Here is a 21437-nt window from a genome sequence, read left to right as displayed (position 1 = left end):
GCCAGACACGCGCGCGAAGTAAGGCATTCCGGCGCGCCGGACACCTCCGGGCTCAGTGCCGGCCGAGCCCGCGGGCGGTCCAGCCGGCCTCGCGCCAGGCGTCGAGGTCGAGCAGGTTGCGGCCGTCGAGGATCTGCTTGCGGCGTACGACGCCGCCGACCTCGGCGAGGTCGACGGTGCGGAACTCCGGCCACTCGGTGAGGTGCAGCACCAGGTCGGCGTCGCGGGCGGCGTCGACGGCGGAGCCAGCGTAACCGAGCGTAGGGAAGGCCGCGCGGGCGGTCTCGTTGGCCTGCGGGTCGTAGACGGTGACGTCGGCGCCGCGCAGATGCAGCTTGCCGGCGATGGACAGCGCGGGGGAGTCGCGGACGTCGTCGCTGTCGGGCTTGAAGGCCGCGCCCCAGACCGCGATCCGGGACCGGGCGACGCTGCCACCCAGCATCCCCTCGGCGATCTCGGCGACGCGCGAGCGCTGGCGCTGGTTGATGTCGTCGACCTGGCGCAGGAACGACATCGCGTCCTCCACGCCGAGCTCCCCGGCCCGGTGCACGAAGGCACGGATGTCCTTGGGCAGGCAGCCGCCGCCGAAGCCGATACCGGCGTTGAGGAAGCGGCGACCGATCCGCACGTCGTACCCGATCGCGTCGGCCAGGTCCACGACGTCGGCGCCGGCCGCCTCGCACACCTCGGAGACCGCGTTGATGAAGGAGATCTTGGTGGCGAGGAACGCGTTGGCCGAGACCTTGACGAGCTCGGCGGTGGCGTAGTCGGTCACGACGAGCGGGGTGCCGCGCTCGAGGATCGGCGCGTAGAAGTCGCGCAGGACCTTCTCCGAGCGCTCGCTGGTGACGCCGAGCACGACCCGGTCGGGCTCCAGCGTGTCCTTGACCGCGAAGCCCTCGCGCAGGAACTCGGGGTTCCACACCAGCTCCGCCTCGGCGCCGACCGGTGCCAGCTCGGCGAGCAGGGCCGACATCCGCGCGGCGGTGCCGACCGGCACGGTCGACTTGCCGACGACGTACGACGGTCGGGTCAGGTGCGGCGCCAGCCCGGCGATCGCGGCCTCCACGTAGGAGACGTCGGCGCCCATGCTGGACGGCAGCTGGGGGGTGCCGACGCAGACGAAGTGCAGGTCGGCGAAGGCGGCGGCCTCCTCGAGGGAGTCGGTGAAGCGCAGCCGGCCGGAGGCGACGTGGGTGGAGAGCAGGTCGGCGAGCCCGGGCTCGTACATCGGCACCTCGCCGGCGGCGAGCAGCTCGCGCTTGCGGTCGTCGACCTCGACGCCGAGGACGTCGTAGCCGAGCTCGGCCATGCAGGCCGCGTGGGTGGCGCCGAGGTAGCCGCAGCCGATCACCGTGATCTTCACGGCTCGGAGTCTATGAGGCGGGCTCTCCCAGCGCCTCGGCGAGGCGCTGGACGATCAGGGTCAGCCGCTCGGGGGACGTGGCGATGTTGAGCCGCACGTGCCCGCCGAGACCCGGCTGGTAGTCGTGGCCCGGCGCCAACCGCACCCGCCCGCGCTCGAGCGCGACGGCGGCGGGGTCGTCGTGGCCGTAGGCGCGCAGGTCCAGCCAGGCGAGGTACGTCGCCTCGAGCGGCCGCATCCGGGCCGCCGGCAGCTGCTCGGCGAGCAGGACGCGGAGCAGGTCGCGCTGGGCCGACAGCCGCGCGCGCAGGGCGTCGAGCCACGCGTCGCCGTCGGTGTAGGCGGCGACCGCGGCGATCACGCCGAGCGGCGACCACGAGTCGTTGCGCACCAGCGGCACGTCCACGAGCCGCTCGTGGGTCGCGCGGTCGGCGCTGACGATCTGGGCGCACCGCAGGCCGGCGGTGTTGAACGCCTTCGACGCGGCGACCACCGCCACCGCGTGGTCGGCGGTGCCGTCGATGGAGAGGTAGGAGACGTGCTCGGCGCCCTCGAGCACCAGCGGGGCGTGGATCTCGTCGGAGATCACCCGCGCCCCGTGCCGTACGACGACGTCGCGGACCCCCTCCAGCTCGGCGCGGCTGAAGGCCCGTCCCCACGGGTTGTGCGGCTGGGTCAGCAGCAGGGTGCGCGCTCCGTCGGCGAACAGCCGGTCCAGCCGGTCCAGGTCCAGCTCGGCGCGCTCGGCGTCGGGGTCGAGCAGCAGGTCGACCCGCTCCCGTCCGGTCACTTGCGCCACCTCCAGCTGCGGCGCGTACGCCGGTCCCGGCATCACCATCGGACCGGGGTCGGAGAGCACGTCCAGGGCGACCCGCACCCCGGCCGTCACGTCCACCGTCGGGATCACCAGCTCCGGGTCGACCTCGCTCCCGAACTGCCGCCGCGCCCACCCGGCGTACGCCCGGCCGAGCTCGCCGCCCATCTCGAACGGCGGGTAGCCGGTCACCCCGCGCGCCACCGCCTCGCTCAGCGCCTGCGCCACCGGCGGCGCCAGCGCGTAGTCCATCTCCGCCACCCACGCCGGGATCACGTCACGCTCAACGGTCCCCCACTTGAGCACCAGCGCCCGTCGCGCCTCGTCGTCGGTGAAGTCTCGGATCATGCGGCCGACGGTAGCCGCCGGGCTTGTAACTCACCGTTGGTGCATCCAGCGCACCCTTGTAAGGGCATGACAGAGGTCGTAGCGGTGAGTTACAAGCCCGCTCACAGCGCCGCCGCCACCCGCGTCCCCTGCTCGATCGCGCGCTTGGCGTCGAGCTCGGCGGCGACGTCGGCGCCGCCGATGAGGTGCGCGGAGGCGCCGGCCGCGACCAGCTCGTCGTACAGCCCGCGCACGGACTCCTGGCCCGCACAGAGCACGACGTGGTCGACGTCGAGCACCGAGGCGACGCCGTCGACGCTCAGGTGCAGGCCGGCGTCGTCGACCCGGTCGTACGTCGCGCCGCTGACCTGCACGACCCCCGACTGCTTGAGCACGGCGCGGTGCGCCCAGCCGGACGTCTTGCCCAGCCCGATGCCGATCGGGGTGGTCTTGCGCTGGATCAGCGTCACCTCGCGCAGCGGCGTGCGCGGCTTGCGCTCGGTCAGGCCGCCGGGGTGCAGCGACGGGTCGCCCACGCCCCAGTGCGACATCCACTCGTCGAGGCCCTCGGCCGGGTCGTGGGTGAGCCAGACGCTCACGTCCACGCCGATGCCGCCGGCCCCCACGACGGCCACCCGCCGCCCCGGCACGACCGCGCCGGAGAGCACGTCGGCGTACGACACGACCTTCGGGTGATCGACGCCGGGGAACGATGGCACCCGCGGCACCACCCCGGTCGCCACGACCACCTCCTCGTACGCCGCCAGGTCATCGGGCGACGCGGCGGCCCCCAGCCGCACGTCCACCCCGAGCACCTCCAGCCGGCGGGCGTAGTAGCGCAGGGTGTCGGCGAAGTCCTCCTTGCCCGGCACGGCCATGGCCAGGCGGAACTGCCCACCGATCGCCGCCGACCGCTCGAACAGCGTCACCGCGAAGCCGCGCTCCGCGGCCGAGACCGCGGCGGCGAGGCCGGCCGGACCGGCGCCGACGACGGCTACGTAGGCGGCGCGCCGCGTGGCGCCCAGCGTGAGGGTCAGCTCGCGGCAGGCGCGCGGGTTGACCAGGCACGAGGCCAAGCGGTTGACGAAGACGTGGTCGAGGCAGGCCTGGTTGCAGGCGATGCAGGTGTTGATCTCGTCGGCTCGGCCGGCCGCGGCCTTGGCCACGAAGTCCGGGTCGGCGAGCAGGGGGCGGGCCAGCGACACCAGGTCGGCCTCGCCCGCGGCCAGGATCTCCTCGGCGAGCTCGGGGGTGTTGATCCGGTTGGACGCGCACACCGGCACCGACACCACGCCCTTCAGGCGCGCGGTCGCCGATCGCCAGGCGCCGCGCGGGACCTGGGTGATGATCGTCGGCACCCGGGCCTCGTGCCATCCGATGCCGGTGTTGAGCACGGTGACTCCCGCCGCCTCCAGCAGTCCGGCGAGCTCGACCACCTCCTCCCAGGTCTGGCCGCCCTCGACCAGGTCGAGCAGCGAGATCCGGTAGACGATCGGCAGGTCGTCGCCGACCAGCTCGCGCGCGCGGCGCACGACCTCGACGGGGAAGCGCATCCGCTTCGCCGCCGTACCGCCCCAGGCGTCCGTCCGGTCGTTGGTGCGCGCGGCCAGGAACTGGTTGATGAGGTAGCCCTCGGAGCCCATGATCTCGACGGCGTCGTAGCCCGCCTTCACCGCCAGGGCGACCGAGCGCGCGAAGTCCGTGGCGGTCCGGTCCACGCCGCGCGTCGACAGCGCGCTCGGGCGGAACGGCGTGATGGGCGACTTGCGCGACGAGGCCGAGACGCTGAGCGGGTGGTAGCCGTAGCGGCCCGCGTGCAGCACCTGCAGCGCGATCGCGCCGCCCTCCTCGTGCACCGCGGAGGTCACCTCGCGGTGCCGCATCGCCTGCAGCCGGGTCGTCATCTCGGAGGCCAGCGGCTTGAGCCAGCCGCGCTTGTTCGGGGCGTAGCCGCCGGTGACGATGAGCCCGACGCCGCCGCGGGCGCGCGCGGCGAAGTACGCCGCGAGGTCCGGGAGGTCGCGCCGGCGGTCCTCGAGCCCGGTGTGCATGGAGCCCATGACCACGCGGTTGCGCAGCGTCAGGGAGCCCAGCGTGATCGGGGACAGCAGGCGTGGGTACTCCGTCGACGGGGTCATGCGTGAGCCTCCAGGTACTCGGTCAGCCACGTCACCCAGGTCTCCTCGGTGAGGATCCCGCCACGCAGCACGAGGTAGTGGTCCAGGTCGAGCCCGCTCAGGCTCGCCGGGTTGTCGGGTGCCGGGTAGTCGCGCTCCATGAGCCGGCGGTAGTGCTCCAGCCGGGCGTGGTGGTCGGCCAGGTGGGCGCGGACGACGTCCAGCACCGCCTCACGGTCGCCGAACGACGCCCCGCGCATCTTCACCGCGAGGTCGCTGCGCAGCGCGTGCGGAGGCGTCGGCGCGGCCAGCCACTGCGCCAGGGCGGCCGCGCCGGCCGGCGTGACGTCGTACACCTTCTTGTCCGGCTTGCCCGCCTGCGCGACGGTGGTCGCCGCCAGCCAGCCGTCCGCCTCCATGCGCGCCAGCACCCGGTAGATCTGCTGGTGGGTGGCGCTCCAGAAGAACCCGATCGACCGGCTGAAGCGCTTGGCCAGCTCCAGCCCGCTCGCGGGCCGCTCCCGCAGCGCGACGAGGAGGGCGTGCTCGAGGGCCATGGGCGCAGCCTGGCAGGCTATGCAACTAGTTGCAACTAGTTGCAACGCGGGGTGACCCGGGTCACGCAGGCACGGTCACAGTGGCTCTGTCATGCTCGCCGCCATGACGTACGAACTGGGTCAGGGCACCGGGCCGCTGCGCGGGGTGAAGGTCGTGGAGATCGCCGGCATCGGGCCCGGCCCGCACGCCTGCATGATCCTGGCCGACCTCGGCGCCGACGTGATCCGGGTCGAGCGTCCCGGCGGACAGCCGCTCGCCGGAGGCTCTAGCATGCTGCTCAACCGCGGCCGGCCCAGCGTCGCCCTGAACCTCAAGGACCCCGACGCGGTCGCCACCGTCCTCGAGCTGGTCCGCGGCGCCGACGTGGTCGTCGAGGGGATGCGCCCCGGCGTGACCGAGCGGCTCGGGCTGGGCCCGGACGACTGCCTCGCCGTCAACGAGCGGCTGGTCTACGGCCGCATGACCGGGTGGGGCCAGGACGGGCCGCTGGCCCAGTCCGCCGGACACGACATGAACTACATCGCGATCACCGGGGCGCTGCACGGCATGGGGCAGGACCCCGCCCGCCCGCACTTCCCGAGCAACCTGGTCGGCGACTTCGGCGGCGGCTCGACGTACCTGGTCATCGGCGTCCTCGCCGCCCTCCTGGAGGCGAGGATCTCCGGCCGGGGCCAGGTCGTGGACGCTGCGATCGTCGACGGAACCGCGCACCTGAACGCCATGACCGCGGCCTTCCTCGCGAGCGGCGGGTTCACCGAGGAGCGCGGCGCCAACCTGCTCGACGGCGGCGTGCCGTTCTACGACGTCTACGAGACCTCCGACGGGCGGCACCTGTCGGTGGCCGCGCTCGAGCCGCAGTTCTTCGACGCGCTCGTCACGACGCTCGGCGTCAAGGACACCTGCCCCGGGCAGGGCGAGCCCGAGCGGTACGACGAGATGCGGGCCCTTCTCACCGAGACCTTCCGCTCGCGCACCCAGGCGGAGTGGGTGGCCCTCTTCGAGGGCACCGATGCCTGCGTCGCCGGGATCATCCCGATCAGCGAGGCCTTCGAGCACCCGCACCTGCGCGCCCGCGGCACCTTCGTGGAGCGCGACGGCATGGTCCAGCCGCAGCCGGCCCCCCGCTTCTCCCGCACGACCGCGACGCTGGGCCTGCCCCCGTCGGCCGCCGCCGGCCAGCACACCCGTGACGCCCTCACCGCCTGGGGCGTCGCGGGCGTCGAGGACCTCATCGACCGCGGGGTCGCTGTCCAGGTGTGAGCGCCCGCCCTACGATCCGGGCATGAGCACCGAGCACGTGGACGTCCTGGTGGTCGGCGCCGGCCTGGCGGGGATCGGCGCGGCCTGCCGCCTGCGCACCGAGCACCCGGGCCGCACCGTGGCGGTGCTGGAGAGCCGTGAGCGCAGCGGCGGGACCTGGGACCTCTTCCGCTACCCCGGCATCCGCTCGGACTCCGACATGTTCACTTTCGGCTTCCACTGGCGGCCGTGGCCCGGCGACACCGCGCTGGCCGACGGGCCGCTGATCCTGGACTACCTGCGCACGGTCGCGCGCGAGTACGGCGTCGACGAGCTGATCCGCTACCGGCACCGCGTCACCAGGGCCAGCTGGGACTCCGAGACCGCGCGATGGACGGTGGAGGTCGAGCGCGACGGCGAGCCCGTGACGATCACGACGAGCTTCCTGTGGGCGTGCTCGGGCTACTACGACTACGAGCAGGGCTACGCGCCCGAGCTGCCGGGCCAGGAGCGGTTCGGTGGCGAGATCGTGCATCCGCAGCACTGGCCGGAGGACCTGGACCACGCCGGCAAGCGGGTCGTGGTGATCGGCAGCGGGGCCACGGCGATCACGCTGGTCCCCGCGATGGCCGAGACGGCCGCGCACGTCACCATGCTGCAGCGCTCGCCGACGTACGTGCTCTCCCGGGCGGGCCGCGATCCGCTGGCCCGGCTGCTCAGGCGCCTGCCGCAGCGGCTGGCCTACCCGGCCGTCCGCTGGTCCAACATCCTCACCGCGATCGGGTTCTACCAGCTGAGCCGGCGCCGGCCCGGGCTCGTCAAGCGGGTCATCCGCAGCCAGACCGCCAAGCAGCTGCCCGACGGCATGGACGTCGACGAGCACTTCAAGCCGGTCTACGACCCCTGGGACCAGCGGGTCTGCTTCGTGCCGGACGGCGACCTGTTCAAGGCCCTGCGTCGCGGCACGGCCGCCGTCGTCACCGACACCATCGAGACCTTCACCGAGGGCGGCATCCGGCTGACGTCCGGGCGCGAGCTCGAGGCCGACCTGGTCGTGACCGCGACGGGGCTGCGGCTGCTGCCCTTCGGCGGCATCGACCTCGAGGTGGACGGCGTGCCGGTGGAGCTGTCGCGGACGATGGCCTACAAGGCGCTGATGCTCAGCGGCGTCCCGAACTTCGCCTACACGATCGGCTACACCAACGCCTCGTGGACGCTCAAGGCCGACCTGGTCGCCGACTACGTGTGCCGGCTGCTGCGGCACCTCGACGAGCGCGGCGCCACGTCGGTCGTCGCGGTGCGCGACCCGTCGGTGGGCGAGCAGCCGTTCCTCGACTTCAAGGCCGGCTACGTGCTGCGCGACCTCGACCGGCTGCCCAAGCAGGGCGACCGGGCGCCCTGGCTGCTGAAGCAGAACTACGTCACGGACCTGCGGACCATCCGCCGGGGTGAAGTGGAGGACGGCGTTCTGACGTTCACTGGAGGGACGTCCGCGGGCATCCGCCCGGCGGCGTACCCGCACAACCCTGGAGGTAGCGATGGGACTGGACGACAAGCTGAGCAACAAGGCCGAGGACCTCGGCGGCAAGGCCAAGGAGGGCACCGGCAAGGCCACGGGTGACGAGAACCTCGAGGCCGAGGGCAAGGGCGACCAGGCCAGCGCCTCGATGAAGGACGGCGTCGAGAAGGTCAAGGACGCCGCCGGAGACGTCAAGGACGCCTTCAAGAAGTAGTCCTCGTCACACCGTTCCAGCACGCTCACCCCTCGCCCGTAGAGTCCTACGGCGAGGGGTGATCTGTGTGCGTACGTGGCTCGAGCGGTCGTTGTGGGACGTCGTGCCCCGCGACCACCGGGAGACCCCGCAGGCGCTGCGGCGCCGCCAGCTGGTCACCGTCGCCTTCGTCCTGATCGGCGCCGTGGTGCTGGGGCTGTCGCTGCGCATCGACCCGGGCAGCCGGTGGTTCTACCCCGCGACCTTCGGCCTCGCGGCCGTCTGGGCGGTCGGGGCTTTCGCCTCCGGTCCGCTGCACCTGGGCCGGATCCAGCGCCGTGAGACGCACGTCCGGCCGGTCCTCACCCCGATCCTGATCGGCCTGGCGCTGTCCGCGGTGTTCGTGGTCGGCGGCCTGCTCGTGCGCACCATCGACCCGCTGGAGCGTCAGGTCAGCTCCATCCTCGACTTCGCCGACCAGGGATCGCTGCCCCTGCTGGTCGTCATCACCGCGGTCAACGGCGTGGCCGAGGAGCTCTTCTTCCGCGGCGCGGCCTACGCAGCCATCCCGCGTCGGCCGGTGCTCTGGACGACGCTGGCCTACTTCGTGGCCACGCTGGCGTCGGGCAACGTGATGCTGTCCTTCGCCGCGATCCTGCTCGGCCTGATCGTCGGCCTCCAGCGCCGGGCGTCGGGGGGCATCCTGGCGCCGATCCTGACCCACTGCACCTGGTCGCTGACCATGCTCTTCGCGCTGCCGCTGCTCTTCGGGTGAGCGCTACGCCGACTCGCGGATCGCAGCCTCGACCGCCTGCGTGTAGGTCAACGGCTCACCCGGGACCAGCTCGCGGATGGCGTCGTCGGTGACGATCACCTCGGTCCCCATGGAGTCGATCAGGTTGCGGCCGGTGGTGACGTCGACGTTGGTGACGAAAGAGATCCAGTACGACGACAGCTTCGGGGTCAGCACGGGGACCTGGACGACCTTGGCGGTCCGGCCGTTCATGACCTGCGAGGCCTGCTGCAGCATCTCGACGTAGCTGAGCCGGTCGGCGCCGCCGATCTCGTAGACCCGGCCCAGCGCCTCGGGTACGTCGACGACGCCGGCGAGGTAGCGCACGACGTCGGAGATCGCGATCGGCTGCGTGCGGGTGGCGGCCCACCGGGGCACCACCATCGCGGGGAGGTTCTTCACCAGCTGCCGGGTCATCTCCCACGAGATGCCCCCCGCGCCGACGACGATCGCGGCGCGCAGCACGGTCACCGGCACCCCGGCCTCGCCGAGCAGCCTCTCGACCTCGCGACGCGAGCGGAGGTGGGCCGACAGGTCGTCGCCGTCGGCGCCGAGCCCGCCGAGGTAGACGATCTGGCGTACGCCGGCGCCCGCCGCGGCGCGCCCGAACGCCGTGGCCGCCTCCGCGTCCTTGCGCTCGAAGTCGTCGTCGTCGAGCGAGTGCACGAGGTAGACCGCGACGTCCACGCCCGCGAGCGCCCGCTCCAGGCTGGCGGGGTCGTGGACGTCGCCGGCCACGGCCTCGCCCGGACCGTCGTACGCATCGGGGCGGCGGGTCATCGCGCGCACCGCGTGCCCGCGCTCGACGAGCTCGGGCACGAGCCGGCGACCGACGAAGCCCGTGGCGCCGGTGACGAGGACGGTGGTCATGCTCACACCCTAGGGAGGCGTCGCAATGCGGGGTTGGGTGCGCGATTGCTCTAGGGTCTTACCCAGCAGCTCGTTCAGTCTTGCCTCGAGCTCCTGCGCGCACCGGAACTTCTCGTCTCGGGTCGCGCCCCTCCTTCGTGAGGCACATGCTTTCCGCCCGTCGCCGACGGGCCAGCTTGGTGAGACACACCAACGTTAGTGACTTCTGTGAACTCTGTTCCTTCCTTCGCCGAGCTCGGCGTCCCCTCCGCGCTCGTCGCCATCCTGACCAAGAACGGCATCACCGTCCCGACCCCGATCCAGGCCGCGACGCTGCCTGACTCGCTCGCCGGCCGTGACGTCCTCGGCCGTGGCCGCACCGGCTCCGGCAAGACCTACGCGTTCCTGCTGCCGATGATCTCCCGCCTGAGCGACAGCGGTCGCCGCGCGGCGCCCAAGTCGCCCCGCGCGCTGATCCTGGCGCCGACCCGCGAGCTCGTCGGCCAGATCCACGCCGCCCTGCAGCCGCTGGCCCAGGCCGCCGGCTTCTCGACGATCACCGTCTTCGGCGGCGTCGGCCAGAACCCGCAGGTGCAGGGCCTCCGCAAGGGCGTCGACATCGTCGTCGCCTGCCCCGGTCGCCTCGAGGACCTCATGCAGCAGGGCCACCTCGACCTCGGCAACATCGAGGTCACCGTGCTCGACGAGGCCGACCACATGGCCGACCTCGGCTTCCTGCCCGCCGTACGCCGGATCATGGACAAGACCCCGCAGTCCGGGCAGCGCCTGCTCTTCTCGGCCACGCTCGACAAGGCGATCGACGTCCTGGTCAAGCGGTTCCTGCACTCGCCGAAGGTCCACGAGGCCGACTCGGCGCAGTCGCCGGTGTCGACGATGGACCACCACGTCCTGCACGTGGATCGCGAGCACCGGATCTCGGTCCTGGTCGACCTGACCAGCGCGCCGGGCCGGACGGTCGTCTTCACCCGCACCAAGCACGGCGCCAAGGCGCTGGCCCGCCAGCTGAACAAGTCCGGCGTGCCCTCGGTCGACCTGCACGGGAACCTCAGCCAGAACGCGCGCACGCGCAACATGGAGATGTTCCACTCCGGCAAGGCCACGACCCTGGTCGCGACCGACATCGCCGCCCGCGGCATCCACGTCGACGACGTGGCCCTCGTGGTCCACGCCGACCCGCCGACCGAGCACAAGGCCTACCTGCACCGCTCGGGCCGTACGGCGCGTGCCGGTGCCGCCGGCACCGTCATCACGCTGATGACCGACGACCAGGTGCGCGACGTGCGCCAGCTGACCCGCGCGGCCGGCATCAAGCCGACCACCACGCGCATCGACAACGCCGCCCACCCGATGCTGGCCACGCTCGCCCCCGGCGAGCGCACCGTGGTCGTCGGCGGCATCGAGCTCGACCGTCCCGAGACGTCGGGCTCGCGCCCGGCCGGCAGCGGCCCGCGCCGTCGTTCCGGTGGCGGCGGTGGCGGCGGTCGCTCCGGCGGCCAGCCCAAGTCCGGTGGCGGTGGCGGCCGCGGCCGCGGCGGGTCCGCCCAGTCGGCGGCCCCCAAGGCCGGCGGCGGTCGCTCCGGCGGCGGTCGCTCGCGCGGCGGCTCGGCGTCCTCCTCGGGCGGCGGCCACACCGCGGCGTCGTTCAGCTCCGGTCGTCGCTGACCCCGCACTCCTCGAAGCGCCCGTCACCTCACGGTGGCGGGCGTTTCGGCGCGGGTGGGGGCTGAGGAGTTTCACCGGGGACCCGGTGAAACTCACGCCTCCCGTATGAAACTTTGTCGGGGAGCCACCAGTTTCACCGGGCACCCGGTGAAACTCACGGGTCGAGCTCACGGCCCCGGCGAGCGGCACCTGCCCTCAGCCGCGCGCCTTGCGAGCGATGTTCTCGCGCTTGGTCTCGTCCATGCCGGCCTCGTAGGCGGAGACCAGGCTGGCGATCGAGAGGGGCTTGAGCCGCTCGACGACGGTCTGCACGGTCTCCGGGGTCGCGCCGGACTCGCGGTAGACGGGCCAGACCATGCGACGGAACACGTCGTACAGCTCATGGGCGATCTCGCGACCGTGGCGGCGGTAGATTTCACCGGTCGCCACGGCGGCCTCGAGCGGGTAGCCCAGGTCGAGCAGCGCCACCCCGACCGACAGCTGGGACTCGGCGACCTCGAAGGCGTCCGACCCCGCCGGTACGACGATGCCGAGCGCCTCCAGGACCTGCAGGTCCTCGGCGGAGACGTCCCGGTCGCAGCGGCGGACTAGCTCGTCTCGCGAGAGTACGACGGGGCGGCCGGCCTGCCAGGGCGCGAGCATCGAGCGCCGTAGCGCGATGTCCTCGGGGCTGGCCTCCGTCGGGATCCCTGCCAGGTAGCCCTCGATCGCGGCGAGCGTGAACCCGTGGCTCTGCAGCTCCTTGACCAACTCCAGCCGGGCCACGTGGTCGGAGGTGTAGTAGCCCGAGCGGCCACGCCGGATCGGCGGCGGCACCAGGCCCTTGGTCGTGTAGAACCGCACGTTGCGCACGCTCATGCCGACCCGGGCGGTGAGCTCGTCCAGCGTGAGCAGGCCCCGCGTCTCGCTCGCGGCGTCGGCGTCGGGCTCCTGGCTCATGCCTGCCTCCTTCGAGGGTCGAGGGCTCGTGCGGCCCGCGGGTGAGTCAGCCCACACGGCTGCCCTTGACGATTGTGACACCGATAGTGTCACAATCATGGGGGGGCGCTCGACCCACGACACACCAGCACGTCACCACAACACCGAGGACGGTCATGGCAGAAGCATTCGTGTACGACCACATCCGTACGCCGCGCGGCAAGGGCAAGGCCAACGGCTCCCTGCACGAGGTCAAGCCCGTCGACCTGGTGGTCGGCCTGCTCGACGCCGTCAAGGAGCGCAACCCCGGCCTGGACCCGGCCCGCGTCGACGACGTCGTGCTCGGTGTCGTCACCCCGGTCGGCGACCAGGGCGGCGACATCGCCAAGACCGCCGCGCTCGCGGCCGGCTACCCCGACACGGTCGCGGGCGTCCAGCTCAACCGCTTCTGCGCCTCGGGCCTCGAGGCGGTCAACCAGGCCGCGTCCCGCGTCCGCGGCGGCTTCGAGGACCTGATCCTCGCCGGCGGCGTCGAGTCGATGAGCCGGGTGCCGATGGGCTCCGACGGCGGCGCCTGGGCCTCCGACCCGGCCACCGCGCTCAAGACCGGCTTCGTCCCGCAGGGCATCGGCGCCGACCTCATCGCCACCATCGAGGGCTGGGACCGCGGTGACGTCGACGCCTACGCCGCCGAGTCGCACCACCGCGCCGCGAAGGCCTGGGCCAACGGCTACTTCGGTGGCGCGGTCATCCCGGTCAAGGACGCCAGCGGCCTCACCATCCTCGACCACGACGAGACGATCCGCCCCGACACCAGCCCCGAGGGCCTCGCGGGCCTCAAGGCGTCGTTCGCGCAGATCGGCGCCGACGCCGGCTTCGACGACGTGGCGCTGGAGAAGTACCACTGGATCGAGAAGATCAACCACGTCCACCACGCCGGCAACTCCTCGGGCATCGTCGACGGCGCCGCGGTCATGGCGATCGGCTCCGAGCAGGTCGGCACCGACCTCGGCCTCACCCCGCGCGCGCGCATCCTGGCGACCGCCGTCTCCGGCGCCGACCCGGTGATCATGCTGACCGGTCCTGCCCCGGCGGCCCGCAAGGCGCTGGCCAAGGCCGGCTTGGGCGTCGACGACATCGACCTGTTCGAGATCAACGAGGCGTTCGCCGCCGTCGCGATGCGGTTCATGCGCGACATGGGCATCAGCCACGACATCACCAACGTCAACGGCGGCGCGATCGCCATGGGCCACCCGCTCGGCGCGACCGGCGCGATGATCCTCGGCACCCTCATCGACGAGCTGCAGCGCCGCGACCTGCGCCGCGGCCTGGCCACGCTCTGCGTCGGCGGCGGCATGGGTATCGCGACCATCGTCGAGCTGGTGTGAGCGGACCCGCTGATGGTGGTCGAGCGAGCGGCACGGCTGAGGAACGAAGCCGTGACCCGCGTGTCGAGACCCCGTGAGCTGAGCGCAGGCCTGCAGCACAACTCCAGAACAGGTGGTTTCGAGGCTCGGGCCCAGCGGCCCTCGCACCTCAACCACCGACTCCAGAACAGGACACCCAGATGAGCACCACGACCCAGACCGCAGTGCACTACGAGCGCGACGCCGACGGCATCGTCACGCTGATCCTCGACGACCCGACGTCGAGCGCCAACACCATGAACGAGCTCTACATCTCCTCGATGAACGACGCCGTCGACCGGCTCTACGCCGAGGTCGACGACGTGACGGGCGTCGTGGTGACGAGCGCCAAGAAGACCTTCTTCGCCGGCGGCAACCTCAAGTCCATGGTGCAGGCGACCCAGGACGACGCCGCCTCGGTCTTCGAGCTCGCCGAGAGCGTCAAGGCCGGCCTGCGCCGCCTCGAGAAGTACCCCCGTCCGGTCGTGGCCGCCATCAACGGCGCCGCGCTCGGCGGCGGCTTCGAGATCGCGCTGGCCACCAACCACCGCATCGTCGTCGACGACGCCAAGGTCAAGCTCGGCCTGCCCGAGTCCAGCCTGGGGCTGCTGCCCGGCGGCGGCGGGGTCACCCGCATCGTGCGCCTGCTCGGGCTGCAGTCCGGCCTGATGGACGTACTGCTGCAGGGCACCCAGTTCAACCCGGCCACCGCCAAGGAGAAGGGCCTGGTCGACGAGCTCGTCGCCACCCGCGAGGACCTCGTGCCCGCCGCGAAGGCGTGGATCAAGGCCAACCCCGAGGCCGCGCAGAACCCCTGGGACGCGCCCGGCTACAAGATGCCCGGCGGTACGCCGAAGTCCCCGGCGCTGGCGGGCTTCCTGCCGGCGTTCCCCGCGCTGCTGCGCAAGCAGACCAAGGGCGCCGTCTACCCCGCCGCCCGCGCGATCCTCAGCGCCGCGGTCGAGGGCGCGCAGGTCGACTTCGACACCGCCTCGCGCATCGAGTCGCGCTACCTCACCAACCTGATCGTCAACCAGGGCTCGAAGAACATGATCCAGGCGTTCTTCTTCGACCTGCAGGCCATCAACTCCGGCTCGCTGCGCCCCGATGGGTTCGAGCCGTTCCAGGCCACCAAGGTAGGCGTCCTCGGCGCCGGCATGATGGGCGCCGGCATCGCCTACTCCTGCGCCCGGGCCGGCATGGAGGTCGTGCTCAAGGACGTCGAGCAGGCCAGCGCCGACAAGGGCAAGGCCTACTCGGAGAAGCTGCTGGACAAGGCGATCTCGCGCGGCAAGTCCACCCCGGAGAAGAAGGACGAGCTGCTCGGACGGATCACCGCCACGACCGACCCGTCCGACCTCGCCGGCTGCGACCTGGTCATCGAGGCCGTCTTCGAGGACCCGTCCCTCAAGCACAAGGTCTTCGCCGAGATCGCGCCGTACGTCAACAAGGACGCGCTCCTGTGCTCCAACACCTCGACGCTGCCGATCACCGAGCTCGCGGAGGGCGTCGACCGCCCGGCCGACTTCATCGGGCTGCACTTCTTCAGCCCCGTCGACAAGATGCCGCTGGTCGAGATCATCAAGGGCAAGGCGACCTCGGACGCGGCGCTGGCCAAGGCCTACGACGTCGTGCAGCAGATCCGCAAGACGCCGATCGTCGTCAACGACAGCCGCGGGTTCTACACCTCGCGCGTCATCGGCTTCATGGTCAACGAGGGCATGGCCATGCTGGCTGAGGGCGTGCGCCCCTGGACCATCGAGCGCGCCACGACCCAGGCCGGCTACCCCGCCCCCGTGCTCCAGCTCTCCGACGAGCTGAACCTCGAGCTCATGGCCAAGATCGCCAAGGCCACCCGCGAGGCCGCCGAGCGCGAGGGCTCGCCCGCGCCGGAGCACCCGGGCACCGCGGTCGTCGACCGGATGCTGGAGGCCGGCCGCGCCGGCCGCCTGCGCGGCGCCGGCTTCTACGACTACGAGGACGGCAAGCGTCAGTCCCTCTGGTCGGGCCTGGCCGAGCTGTTCCCGGTCGCCGAGGAGCAGATCCCGCTGCAGGACGTGAAGGACCGGATGCTCTTCGCCGAGGCGCTCGAGACCGCCAAGTGCTTCGAGGAGGGCGTGATCGAGTCCGCGGCGGCCGCCAACATCGGCTCCATCATGGGCATCGGCTTCCCGCCGATGACCGGCGGTGCGGCCCAGTTCATGACCGGCTACGAGGGTGCCGACGGCGAGATCGGCCTGACGGCGTTCGTCAAGCGCGCCGACGAGCTCGCGGCGACGTACGGCGAGCGCTTCGCCCCCACCCCGTGGCTGCGCAACCTCGCGGAGACCGGCGGCTCCTTCCCCGCCTGAGCCCCGCCCAGCCCCACCCCCGCTGACCCGTCAGAAACTTTCTGACGGGTCAGCGGTGATTTCGTGCAGTTGGTGACGGGTCAGTCGGGTGGGAGGGCCTGCTGGACGCAGGTGAGCTGTGCGGCGCTGAAGGCCGCCACCGCGTCGCCGTCAAGGTCGCCCATGAGCGACTGCTCGGCGGCGGCGCGCTGCTGGTCCTCGGTCAGCGCGCTGCGCAGGCAGTTTCCGTACGCGTCCCGGTCGACCCGGCCCTTGGTTGCGGCGACCTGGGCGCGGACCGACTCCTCGACGAAGTCGGTGCAGGCGAACTGGGCCTCCGCCCACAGCCCCGCCCCCGCCTCGTCGAGGAACGCCAGCTCGTCGACCACGGCGTAGGACACGTCGAGGATGCCCGCGTCGCGCAGCTGCTCGGGCGTGGCCGCGTCGAGCAGCGCGTCGGCGAAGCACTCGCCCGTGGCGGTGTCCATCGCCGTCTCGTCGTCGCCCACCCACAGGGCCACGAGCCCGTCGCGCAGGGCGGCCTCGTCGACGTCTGCGCGCTCCTCCTCCTCGGTCGAGCTGCAGCCGGCGGCGAGCAGCGCCACCAGGGCGACGGCCGCGAGGACGCGCAGACGGGTCAGCACTTGGGCATCGTCGCACTACTGTGCGGTACGTGGACTTCTCTCCCTCACCGCGCGCCGCCGACCTGACCGCCCGCGTCAAGGACTTCATCGAGACCGAGATCGAGCCGGCGGAGGAGGACTACCACCGCGACCTCGCGGAGGCCCGCCGTACGGGCGACCCGTGGCAGCCGCTGCCGCTGATCGAGGAGCTCAAGGCCAAGGCGCGCGAGCGGGGGCTGTGGAACCTCTTCCTGCCCCACGAGCACGCCGGCGAGTACGCCGCACGGTTCGGCACCGACGGCGGCGAGGGGCTGACCAACGTCGACTACGCGCCGATCGCCGAGCTCACCGGCCGCTCCGCGATCGCGCCGCTGGTGCTCAACTGCAACGCCCCCGACACCGGCAACATGGAGGTGCTGCTGCGCTACGGCACCGAGGCGCAGCGCCGCGAGTGGCTCGAGCCGCTGCTGGACGGCCGGATCCGCTCGGCGTTCACGATGACCGAGCCCGGCGTCGCGTCCTCGGACGCCACCAACATGGAGGCCACGGCCGTCGTCGACGGGGACGAGGTCGTCATCAACGGGCGCAAGTGGTGGTCCACCGGCATCGGCCACCCGGACTGCAAGATCCTGGTGTTCATGGGGCTCACCGACCCCGACGCCGACCGTCACCACCGCCACTCCATGGTGCTCGTGCCGCGCGACACCCCCGGCGTCAAGGTGGAGCGGATGCTCAGCGTGATGGGCCTGTACGACGAGCCGCTGGGCCACGGCGAGGTGTCCTTCACCGACGTCCGGGTCCCGGTGACCAACATCCTCAGCGGGCCGGGAGAGGCCTTCGGCATCGCCCAGGGCCGCCTCGGGCCGGGTCGCGTCCACCACTGCATGCGGCTCATCGGGCTGGCCGAGCTGGCCCTGCAGAAGGCCTGCGAGCGCGGCACCGAGCGCACGGCGTTCGGCAAGCCGCTGGTCAACCTGGGCGGCAACCGCGAGCGGATCGCCGAGGCGCGGATCGCCATCGACCAGGCCCGGCTGCTGGTGCTCAACGCCGCCTGGAAGCTCGACGTCGGCGGCCCGCTCAACGCGCTGTCCGAGGTGTCGCAGATCAAGGTCGCGGTGCCGCGGATGGCCCAGCAGGTCATCGACTTCGCGATGCAGATCCACGGCGGCGGCGGCCTCTCGGAGGACTTCCCGCTCGCCGCCGCGTGGACCTCGGCCCGGTCGCTGCGCCTGGCGGACGGGCCGGACGAGGTGCACCTCGGCGTCGTCGCCCGTCTCGAGCTCGGCCCGTACGGAGCCAAGCGGTGAGCCGGGTCCTCGTCACCGGCGCCGCGTCGGGGCTGGGGGCGGCGCTGGCCGCGGCCTTCGAGGCGCGCGGCGACGAGGTGCTGCGCACGGACGTCGCCGACGGGGCCGATCTGCGCCTCGACATCACCAGCGACGACGACTGGGCCGTGGCACTCGCCCACGTGGAGTCGACGTGGGGCGGGCTGGACGTCCTGGTCAACAACGCCGGCGTCGCGGGCGGCGGCCGGCTCGACGTCGCCACGCTGGACGAGTGGCAGTGGATCATGGAGATCAACCTGTTCGGCGCGGTGCGCGGCACCCGGACGTTCGTGCCGATGCTCAAGCGCCAGCGCTCCGGGCGCATCGTCAACATCGCCTCGCTCGCCGGCCTCGTCCACCCCGCCGGCATGGCGTCCTACAACGCCAGCAAGGCGGCGGTCGTCGCGCTCACCGAGACCACCGGTCACGAGCTGGCGGCGTACGGCGTGAGCGCCCACGTCGTCTGCCCGTCGTACTTCCGCACCAACCTGATGTCCTCCATGCGCGGCGCCGACTCCGCGCTGGCCGGCGTGGTCGGCCGGCTGGTCGAGACCTCGCCGTTCAGCGCCGACGACATCGCCGCGGCGGTGCTCGAGGGCCTCGACCGCGGCGACGAGGTGATCGTGCCCGACCAGGCGGCCCGGGACGCCTACGGCCTCAAGCAGGCCGATCGGGCGACGTACGACGCGGTCATGCGCGCGCAGGCGGCCAAGCTCGACGAGGTCGGCGCATGAGCGACCGCGACGCCGGCAACCCGGCCACGCCGGTCCGCGACGAGGACGCCTTCGATGTCGAGGGGGTCGCCGGCTGGCTGCGCGAGCACGCGCTGGCCTTCCGTGACGACCTCGACGGCACGCCGGAGGTGCGGCAGTTCCCCGGCGGAGCCTCCAACCTGACCTACCTGCTGCGCTACCCCGCGCGCGACCTGATCCTGCGCCGCCCGCCCGCGGGCGTGAAGGCCGCCGGAGCGCACGACATGGGCCGCGAGTTCGTCATCCAGCGTGCGCTGGCGCCGCTCTTCCCGTACGTCGCCACGATGGTCGGCCACTGCACCGACGAGTCGGTCATCGGCTCGGACTTCTACGTGATGGAGCGCATCGAGGGCACGATCCCGCGCCGCGACCTGCCCTGGGAGCTGCCGCCCGAGGAGGTGTCGCGGCTGTGCGAGAGCGTGCTCGACGTGCTGGTGGCGCTGCACTCGGTGGACGTGTCCGCGGCGCCCGAGCTGGCGGCGTACAGCCGAGGCGACGGCTACGTCGACCGTCAGCTGGCCGGCTGGACCCGGCGGTTCGCCGACGCCCGCACCGACGACACCGGCGACTGGTCCGACATCGTGGCGTGGCTCGAGGAGCACAAGCCGGCCGACGTCGGCCAGCGGATGATCCACAACGACTTCCGGTTCGACAACCTGGTCCTCGACGCCGACGACCCGATGCGCGTGGTCGGCGTCCTCGACTGGGAGATGGCCACCGTCGGCGACCCGCTGATGGACCTCGGCGGGATGCTCTCGTACTGGGTCGAGGCCGGCGACGACGAGTTCTTCCAGATGTTCCGCCGCCAGCCGACCACGACGCCGGGCATGTGCACGCGCGCGCAGGTCGTGGAGCGCTACTGCGAGCGCATGGGCTTCGACATGACGCCCCAGCGGTGGCGCTTCTACGAGGTGTTCGGGCTGTTCCGGCTGGCCGTGATCGCCCAGCAGATCTGGTACCGCTACTTCCACGGGCAGACCACCAACCAGCAGTACGCCGTCTTCGGCCCCGCGGTCGGCTACCTCGAGACCCGCTGCCGCTCGCTCGTGTCGGCCGGCTGATGGGGCAGCTCCTGCTGGTGCGCCACGGCCAGGCGTCGTTCGGCGCGGACGACTACGACGTGCTGTCCGAGAAAGGGTGGGCGCAGGGCCGCGTGCTCGGCGCCCGGCTGCGCGACCAGGACGTCGCGCCGGCGCTGGTGGTCCGCGGCGGCATGCGGCGCCACCGCGAGACCGCGGAGGCGATCGCGGCGGGCGGCGGCTGGCACGACGTGCCGGTGACCGTGGACCCCGGCTGGGACGAGTTCGACCACGTCGGGCTGGTCACCGCCCAGCCCGACCTGCCGCCCGGTCCGCTCGACCGCCGTACCTTCCAGCAGCTCTTCGAGCGGGCGACCGCGCGCTGGAGCGCGGGGGAGGCGCACGGCTTCTCCGAGACCTACGCCGGCTTCGTCGCCCGGGTCCGCTCCTCGCTGGGCGCCGCGGTCGCGGAGGCCGGGCCCGGCCGCACGGTCGTGGTCGTCAGCTCCGGCGGCACCATCGCCGTCGTCGCCGCGGCCCTGACCGACCCGGAGGGCGACCCCGCCACCGCGGCTCGCGTCTGGTCGCGCTTCAACACGGTCATGGTCAACTCCTCGGTCACCCGTGTGGTCGTCGGCTCGACGGGCGCCCGCCTGCTCACCTTCAACGAGCACACCCACCTGCGCGGCGAGATGCTGACCTACCGCTGAGGGTGGGGTAGTCCCGGACGTTTGTGTCGCTTTTCGGCCGCTGGAACGACACATTCGTCCGGGACTATCCCGACGGCGACCTAGATGAGGCGCTTGAGGACCGGCAGCGGGGCGTGCTTCATGAGCAGGGAGAGGGGGGCCCAGGGGAGGGGTGGGACGCAGGCGTCGGCGACCTGTCTCTCGATGGCGGAGACCATGGAGCGCACGCCCTTCTCGGTGGAGACGAGGAACGGCGGCCTGTCGGCGACCGCGTCGTTCATCTCCGAGGCGATGTAGCCGGGGTAGAGGACGGTGACCTTGAGCCGCTCGCCCAGCGGCTTGCCGTAGAGCTCGGTGCGGATGCCCTCGGCGAGCATCGCCGCGCCGGCCTTCGTGGCGGCGTACGTCGTCATCGACTTCGGCATCCCGCGTAGCGCCGACATCGAGGAGACCATCACCAGGTGGCCGAACTCCTGGTCGCGGAAGATCTCCATCGCCGCCTCGGTCTGGGCGAGGGCGGCGACGAAGTTGGTCATCGCCGTCTCGCGGTTGGCGTCGAAGCGGCCGGTGCCGAGGGCCGCACCCTTGCCGAGGCCGGCGTTGATGACGACCCGGTCGAGGGTGCCGAAGTCCGCGCGGAAGGCGCGGAACACCTCGAAGACCGCCTCGTCGTCGGTGACGTCGAGCGCGCGGAGGACGACCCGGCGCTCGGGGTACGCCGCCGCGATCTCCGCGCGCAGCTCCTCGAGCCGCTCCAGGCGACGGGCGCACAGGGCGAGGTCGTAGCCCTTCGCGGCGAACTGGCGGGCCATCTCGGCGCCGAGACCGGAGGAGGCCCCGGTGATCAGGATCGTGGGCATGCAGGGAGTCTGCCGCACCGCCCCGCGGGGCCGAGCGGGTAGCCACCGGGCGCCCCC

19 protein-coding genes are annotated in these 21437 nt (G+C 72.3%); 11 read left to right on the top strand and 8 right to left on the bottom strand.

The genetic code is table 11. The annotated features are described in order from the left end of the window. Positions 1–52: 52 nt before the first annotated feature. From LQ940_RS21105 to LQ940_RS21090, 4 genes are all read right to left on the bottom strand, one after another. Positions 53–1366 (bottom strand): UDP-glucose dehydrogenase family protein, encoded by a 1314-nt coding sequence (locus tag LQ940_RS21105; protein ID WP_231241355.1) that lies wholly within the window; start codon positions 1364–1366, stop codon positions 53–55. Positions 1367–1376: 10 nt separating this feature from the next. Next, positions 1377–2528 (bottom strand): MalY/PatB family protein, encoded by a 1152-nt coding sequence (locus LQ940_RS21100; RefSeq protein ID WP_231241356.1) that lies wholly within the window; start codon positions 2526–2528, stop codon positions 1377–1379. A 101-nt stretch (positions 2529–2629) separates the two neighbouring features. Next, positions 2630–4645: an NADPH-dependent 2,4-dienoyl-CoA reductase gene (locus LQ940_RS21095; RefSeq protein ID WP_231241357.1), complete on the bottom strand. Its 2016-nt coding sequence runs from the start codon at positions 4643–4645 to the stop codon at positions 2630–2632. Further along, a complete protein-coding gene (locus LQ940_RS21090; protein ID WP_231241358.1) occupies positions 4642–5181 on the bottom strand; it encodes a PadR family transcriptional regulator in 540 nt (179 codons plus the stop codon). Before LQ940_RS21090 ends, LQ940_RS21095 begins: the two co-directional genes overlap by 4 nt. Positions 5182–5284: 103 nt before the next feature. Here LQ940_RS21090 and LQ940_RS21085 point away from each other — a divergent pair, with 103 nt between their 5' ends. From LQ940_RS21085 to LQ940_RS21070, 4 genes are all read left to right on the top strand, one after another. After that, a complete protein-coding gene (locus LQ940_RS21085) occupies positions 5285–6442 on the top strand; it encodes a CaiB/BaiF CoA transferase family protein (RefSeq protein ID WP_231241359.1) in 1158 nt (385 codons plus the stop codon). Positions 6443–6464: 22 nt separating this feature from the next. After that, on the top strand, positions 6465–8042 hold the full coding sequence (locus tag LQ940_RS21080; protein WP_269214286.1) for a flavin-containing monooxygenase: 1578 nt from the start codon (positions 6465–6467) through the stop codon (positions 8040–8042). After that, positions 7960–8154: a CsbD family protein gene (locus LQ940_RS21075; protein ID WP_231241360.1), complete on the top strand. Its 195-nt coding sequence runs from the start codon at positions 7960–7962 to the stop codon at positions 8152–8154. The genes LQ940_RS21080 and LQ940_RS21075 overlap by 83 nt, the downstream gene beginning before the upstream one ends. Before the next feature lie 67 nt (positions 8155–8221). Then, positions 8222–8908 (top strand): CPBP family intramembrane glutamic endopeptidase, encoded by a 687-nt coding sequence (locus LQ940_RS21070; RefSeq protein WP_231241361.1) that lies wholly within the window; start codon positions 8222–8224, stop codon positions 8906–8908. A gap of 3 nt (positions 8909–8911) precedes the next feature. Here LQ940_RS21070 and LQ940_RS21065 read toward each other — a convergent pair whose 3' ends face one another. Beyond that, on the bottom strand, positions 8912–9796 hold the full coding sequence (locus tag LQ940_RS21065; RefSeq protein ID WP_231241362.1) for an NAD(P)H-binding protein: 885 nt from the start codon (positions 9794–9796) through the stop codon (positions 8912–8914). 207 nt (positions 9797–10003) lie between these two features. Here LQ940_RS21065 and LQ940_RS21060 point away from each other — a divergent pair, with 207 nt between their 5' ends. After that, positions 10004–11458, top strand: a complete 1455-nt coding sequence (locus LQ940_RS21060) for a DEAD/DEAH box helicase (RefSeq protein ID WP_231241363.1) — start codon at positions 10004–10006, stop codon at positions 11456–11458. 195 nt (positions 11459–11653) lie between these two features. On the opposite strand, the gene LQ940_RS21055 is transcribed toward LQ940_RS21060, so the two are convergent. After that, the gene (locus tag LQ940_RS21055; RefSeq protein WP_231241364.1) at positions 11654–12397 is read right to left on the bottom strand and encodes a MerR family transcriptional regulator; all 744 of its coding nucleotides are present in this window, start codon (positions 12395–12397) and stop codon (positions 11654–11656) included. Positions 12398–12552: 155 nt separating this feature from the next. Between LQ940_RS21055 and LQ940_RS21050 the strand changes: the two genes are divergently transcribed. Together LQ940_RS21050 and LQ940_RS21045 are read left to right on the top strand one after the other, a co-directional pair. Further along, a complete protein-coding gene (locus tag LQ940_RS21050) occupies positions 12553–13764 on the top strand; it encodes an acetyl-CoA C-acetyltransferase (RefSeq protein WP_231241365.1) in 1212 nt (403 codons plus the stop codon). Positions 13765–13943: 179 nt separating this feature from the next. After that, positions 13944–16133 (top strand): 3-hydroxyacyl-CoA dehydrogenase NAD-binding domain-containing protein, encoded by a 2190-nt coding sequence (locus LQ940_RS21045; protein WP_231241366.1) that lies wholly within the window; start codon positions 13944–13946, stop codon positions 16131–16133. Between the two features lie 80 nt (positions 16134–16213). Here LQ940_RS21045 and LQ940_RS21040 read toward each other — a convergent pair whose 3' ends face one another. Further along, entirely contained in the window at positions 16214–16756 is a 543-nt protein-coding gene (locus tag LQ940_RS21040; RefSeq protein WP_231241367.1) for a hypothetical protein, read from the bottom strand. Positions 16757–16785: 29 nt separating this feature from the next. Between LQ940_RS21040 and LQ940_RS21035 the strand changes: the two genes are divergently transcribed. Genes LQ940_RS21035 through LQ940_RS21020 form a run of 4 tightly spaced genes read left to right on the top strand, consistent with a single transcriptional unit; the run spans position 16786 to position 20541 of the window. Then, positions 16786–18042 carry an acyl-CoA dehydrogenase family protein gene (locus tag LQ940_RS21035; RefSeq protein ID WP_231241368.1) on the top strand — a complete coding sequence of 419 codons (1257 nt, stop codon included), beginning with the start codon at positions 16786–16788 and terminating at the stop codon, positions 18040–18042. Further along, positions 18039–18794 (top strand): SDR family NAD(P)-dependent oxidoreductase, encoded by a 756-nt coding sequence (locus LQ940_RS21030; protein WP_231241369.1) that lies wholly within the window; start codon positions 18039–18041, stop codon positions 18792–18794. The genes LQ940_RS21035 and LQ940_RS21030 overlap by 4 nt, the downstream gene beginning before the upstream one ends. Continuing rightward, on the top strand, positions 18791–19873 hold the full coding sequence (locus LQ940_RS21025) for a phosphotransferase family protein (protein ID WP_231241370.1): 1083 nt from the start codon (positions 18791–18793) through the stop codon (positions 19871–19873). The genes LQ940_RS21030 and LQ940_RS21025 overlap by 4 nt, the downstream gene beginning before the upstream one ends. Next, complete coding sequence (locus tag LQ940_RS21020; protein WP_231241371.1) at positions 19873–20541, top strand: histidine phosphatase family protein; 669 nt, start codon at positions 19873–19875, stop codon at positions 20539–20541. Before LQ940_RS21025 ends, LQ940_RS21020 begins: the two co-directional genes overlap by 1 nt. A gap of 80 nt (positions 20542–20621) precedes the next feature. On the opposite strand, the gene LQ940_RS21015 is transcribed toward LQ940_RS21020, so the two are convergent. Beyond that, positions 20622–21380: an SDR family oxidoreductase gene (locus tag LQ940_RS21015; RefSeq protein WP_231241372.1), complete on the bottom strand. Its 759-nt coding sequence runs from the start codon at positions 21378–21380 to the stop codon at positions 20622–20624. Positions 21381–21437: the final 57 nt, after the last annotated feature.

The organism is Nocardioides sp. cx-173 (assembly GCF_021117365.1).
Classification (GTDB): domain Bacteria; phylum Actinomycetota; class Actinomycetes; order Propionibacteriales; family Nocardioidaceae; genus Nocardioides.
This window is presented reverse-complemented; position numbering and strand designations above follow the sequence as displayed.

What these genes read in the sequence shown, in the direction of transcription:
- LQ940_RS21100 (WP_231241356.1), bottom strand. Translation starts at nt 2,528, where the DNA reads ATGATCCGAGACTTCACCGACGACGAGGCGCGACGGGCGCTGGTGCTC.
- LQ940_RS21015 (WP_231241372.1), bottom strand. Translation starts at nt 21,380, where the DNA reads ATGCCCACGATCCTGATCACCGGGGCCTCCTCCGGTCTCGGCGCCGAG.
- LQ940_RS21020 (WP_231241371.1), top strand. Translation starts at nt 19,873, where the DNA reads ATGGGGCAGCTCCTGCTGGTGCGCCACGGCCAGGCGTCGTTCGGCGCG.
- LQ940_RS21090 (WP_231241358.1), bottom strand. Translation starts at nt 5,181, where the DNA reads ATGGCCCTCGAGCACGCCCTCCTCGTCGCGCTGCGGGAGCGGCCCGCG.
- LQ940_RS21065 (WP_231241362.1), bottom strand. Translation starts at nt 9,796, where the DNA reads ATGACCACCGTCCTCGTCACCGGCGCCACGGGCTTCGTCGGTCGCCGG.
- LQ940_RS21085 (WP_231241359.1), top strand. Translation starts at nt 5,285, where the DNA reads ATGACGTACGAACTGGGTCAGGGCACCGGGCCGCTGCGCGGGGTGAAG.
- LQ940_RS21050 (WP_231241365.1), top strand. Translation starts at nt 12,553, where the DNA reads ATGGCAGAAGCATTCGTGTACGACCACATCCGTACGCCGCGCGGCAAG.
- LQ940_RS21075 (WP_231241360.1), top strand. Translation starts at nt 7,960, where the DNA reads ATGGGACTGGACGACAAGCTGAGCAACAAGGCCGAGGACCTCGGCGGC.
- LQ940_RS21095 (WP_231241357.1), bottom strand. Translation starts at nt 4,645, where the DNA reads ATGACCCCGTCGACGGAGTACCCACGCCTGCTGTCCCCGATCACGCTG.
- LQ940_RS21055 (WP_231241364.1), bottom strand. Translation starts at nt 12,397, where the DNA reads ATGAGCCAGGAGCCCGACGCCGACGCCGCGAGCGAGACGCGGGGCCTG.
- LQ940_RS21045 (WP_231241366.1), top strand. Translation starts at nt 13,944, where the DNA reads ATGAGCACCACGACCCAGACCGCAGTGCACTACGAGCGCGACGCCGAC.
- LQ940_RS21025 (WP_231241370.1), top strand. Translation starts at nt 18,791, where the DNA reads ATGAGCGACCGCGACGCCGGCAACCCGGCCACGCCGGTCCGCGACGAG.
- LQ940_RS21080 (WP_269214286.1), top strand. Translation starts at nt 6,465, where the DNA reads ATGAGCACCGAGCACGTGGACGTCCTGGTGGTCGGCGCCGGCCTGGCG.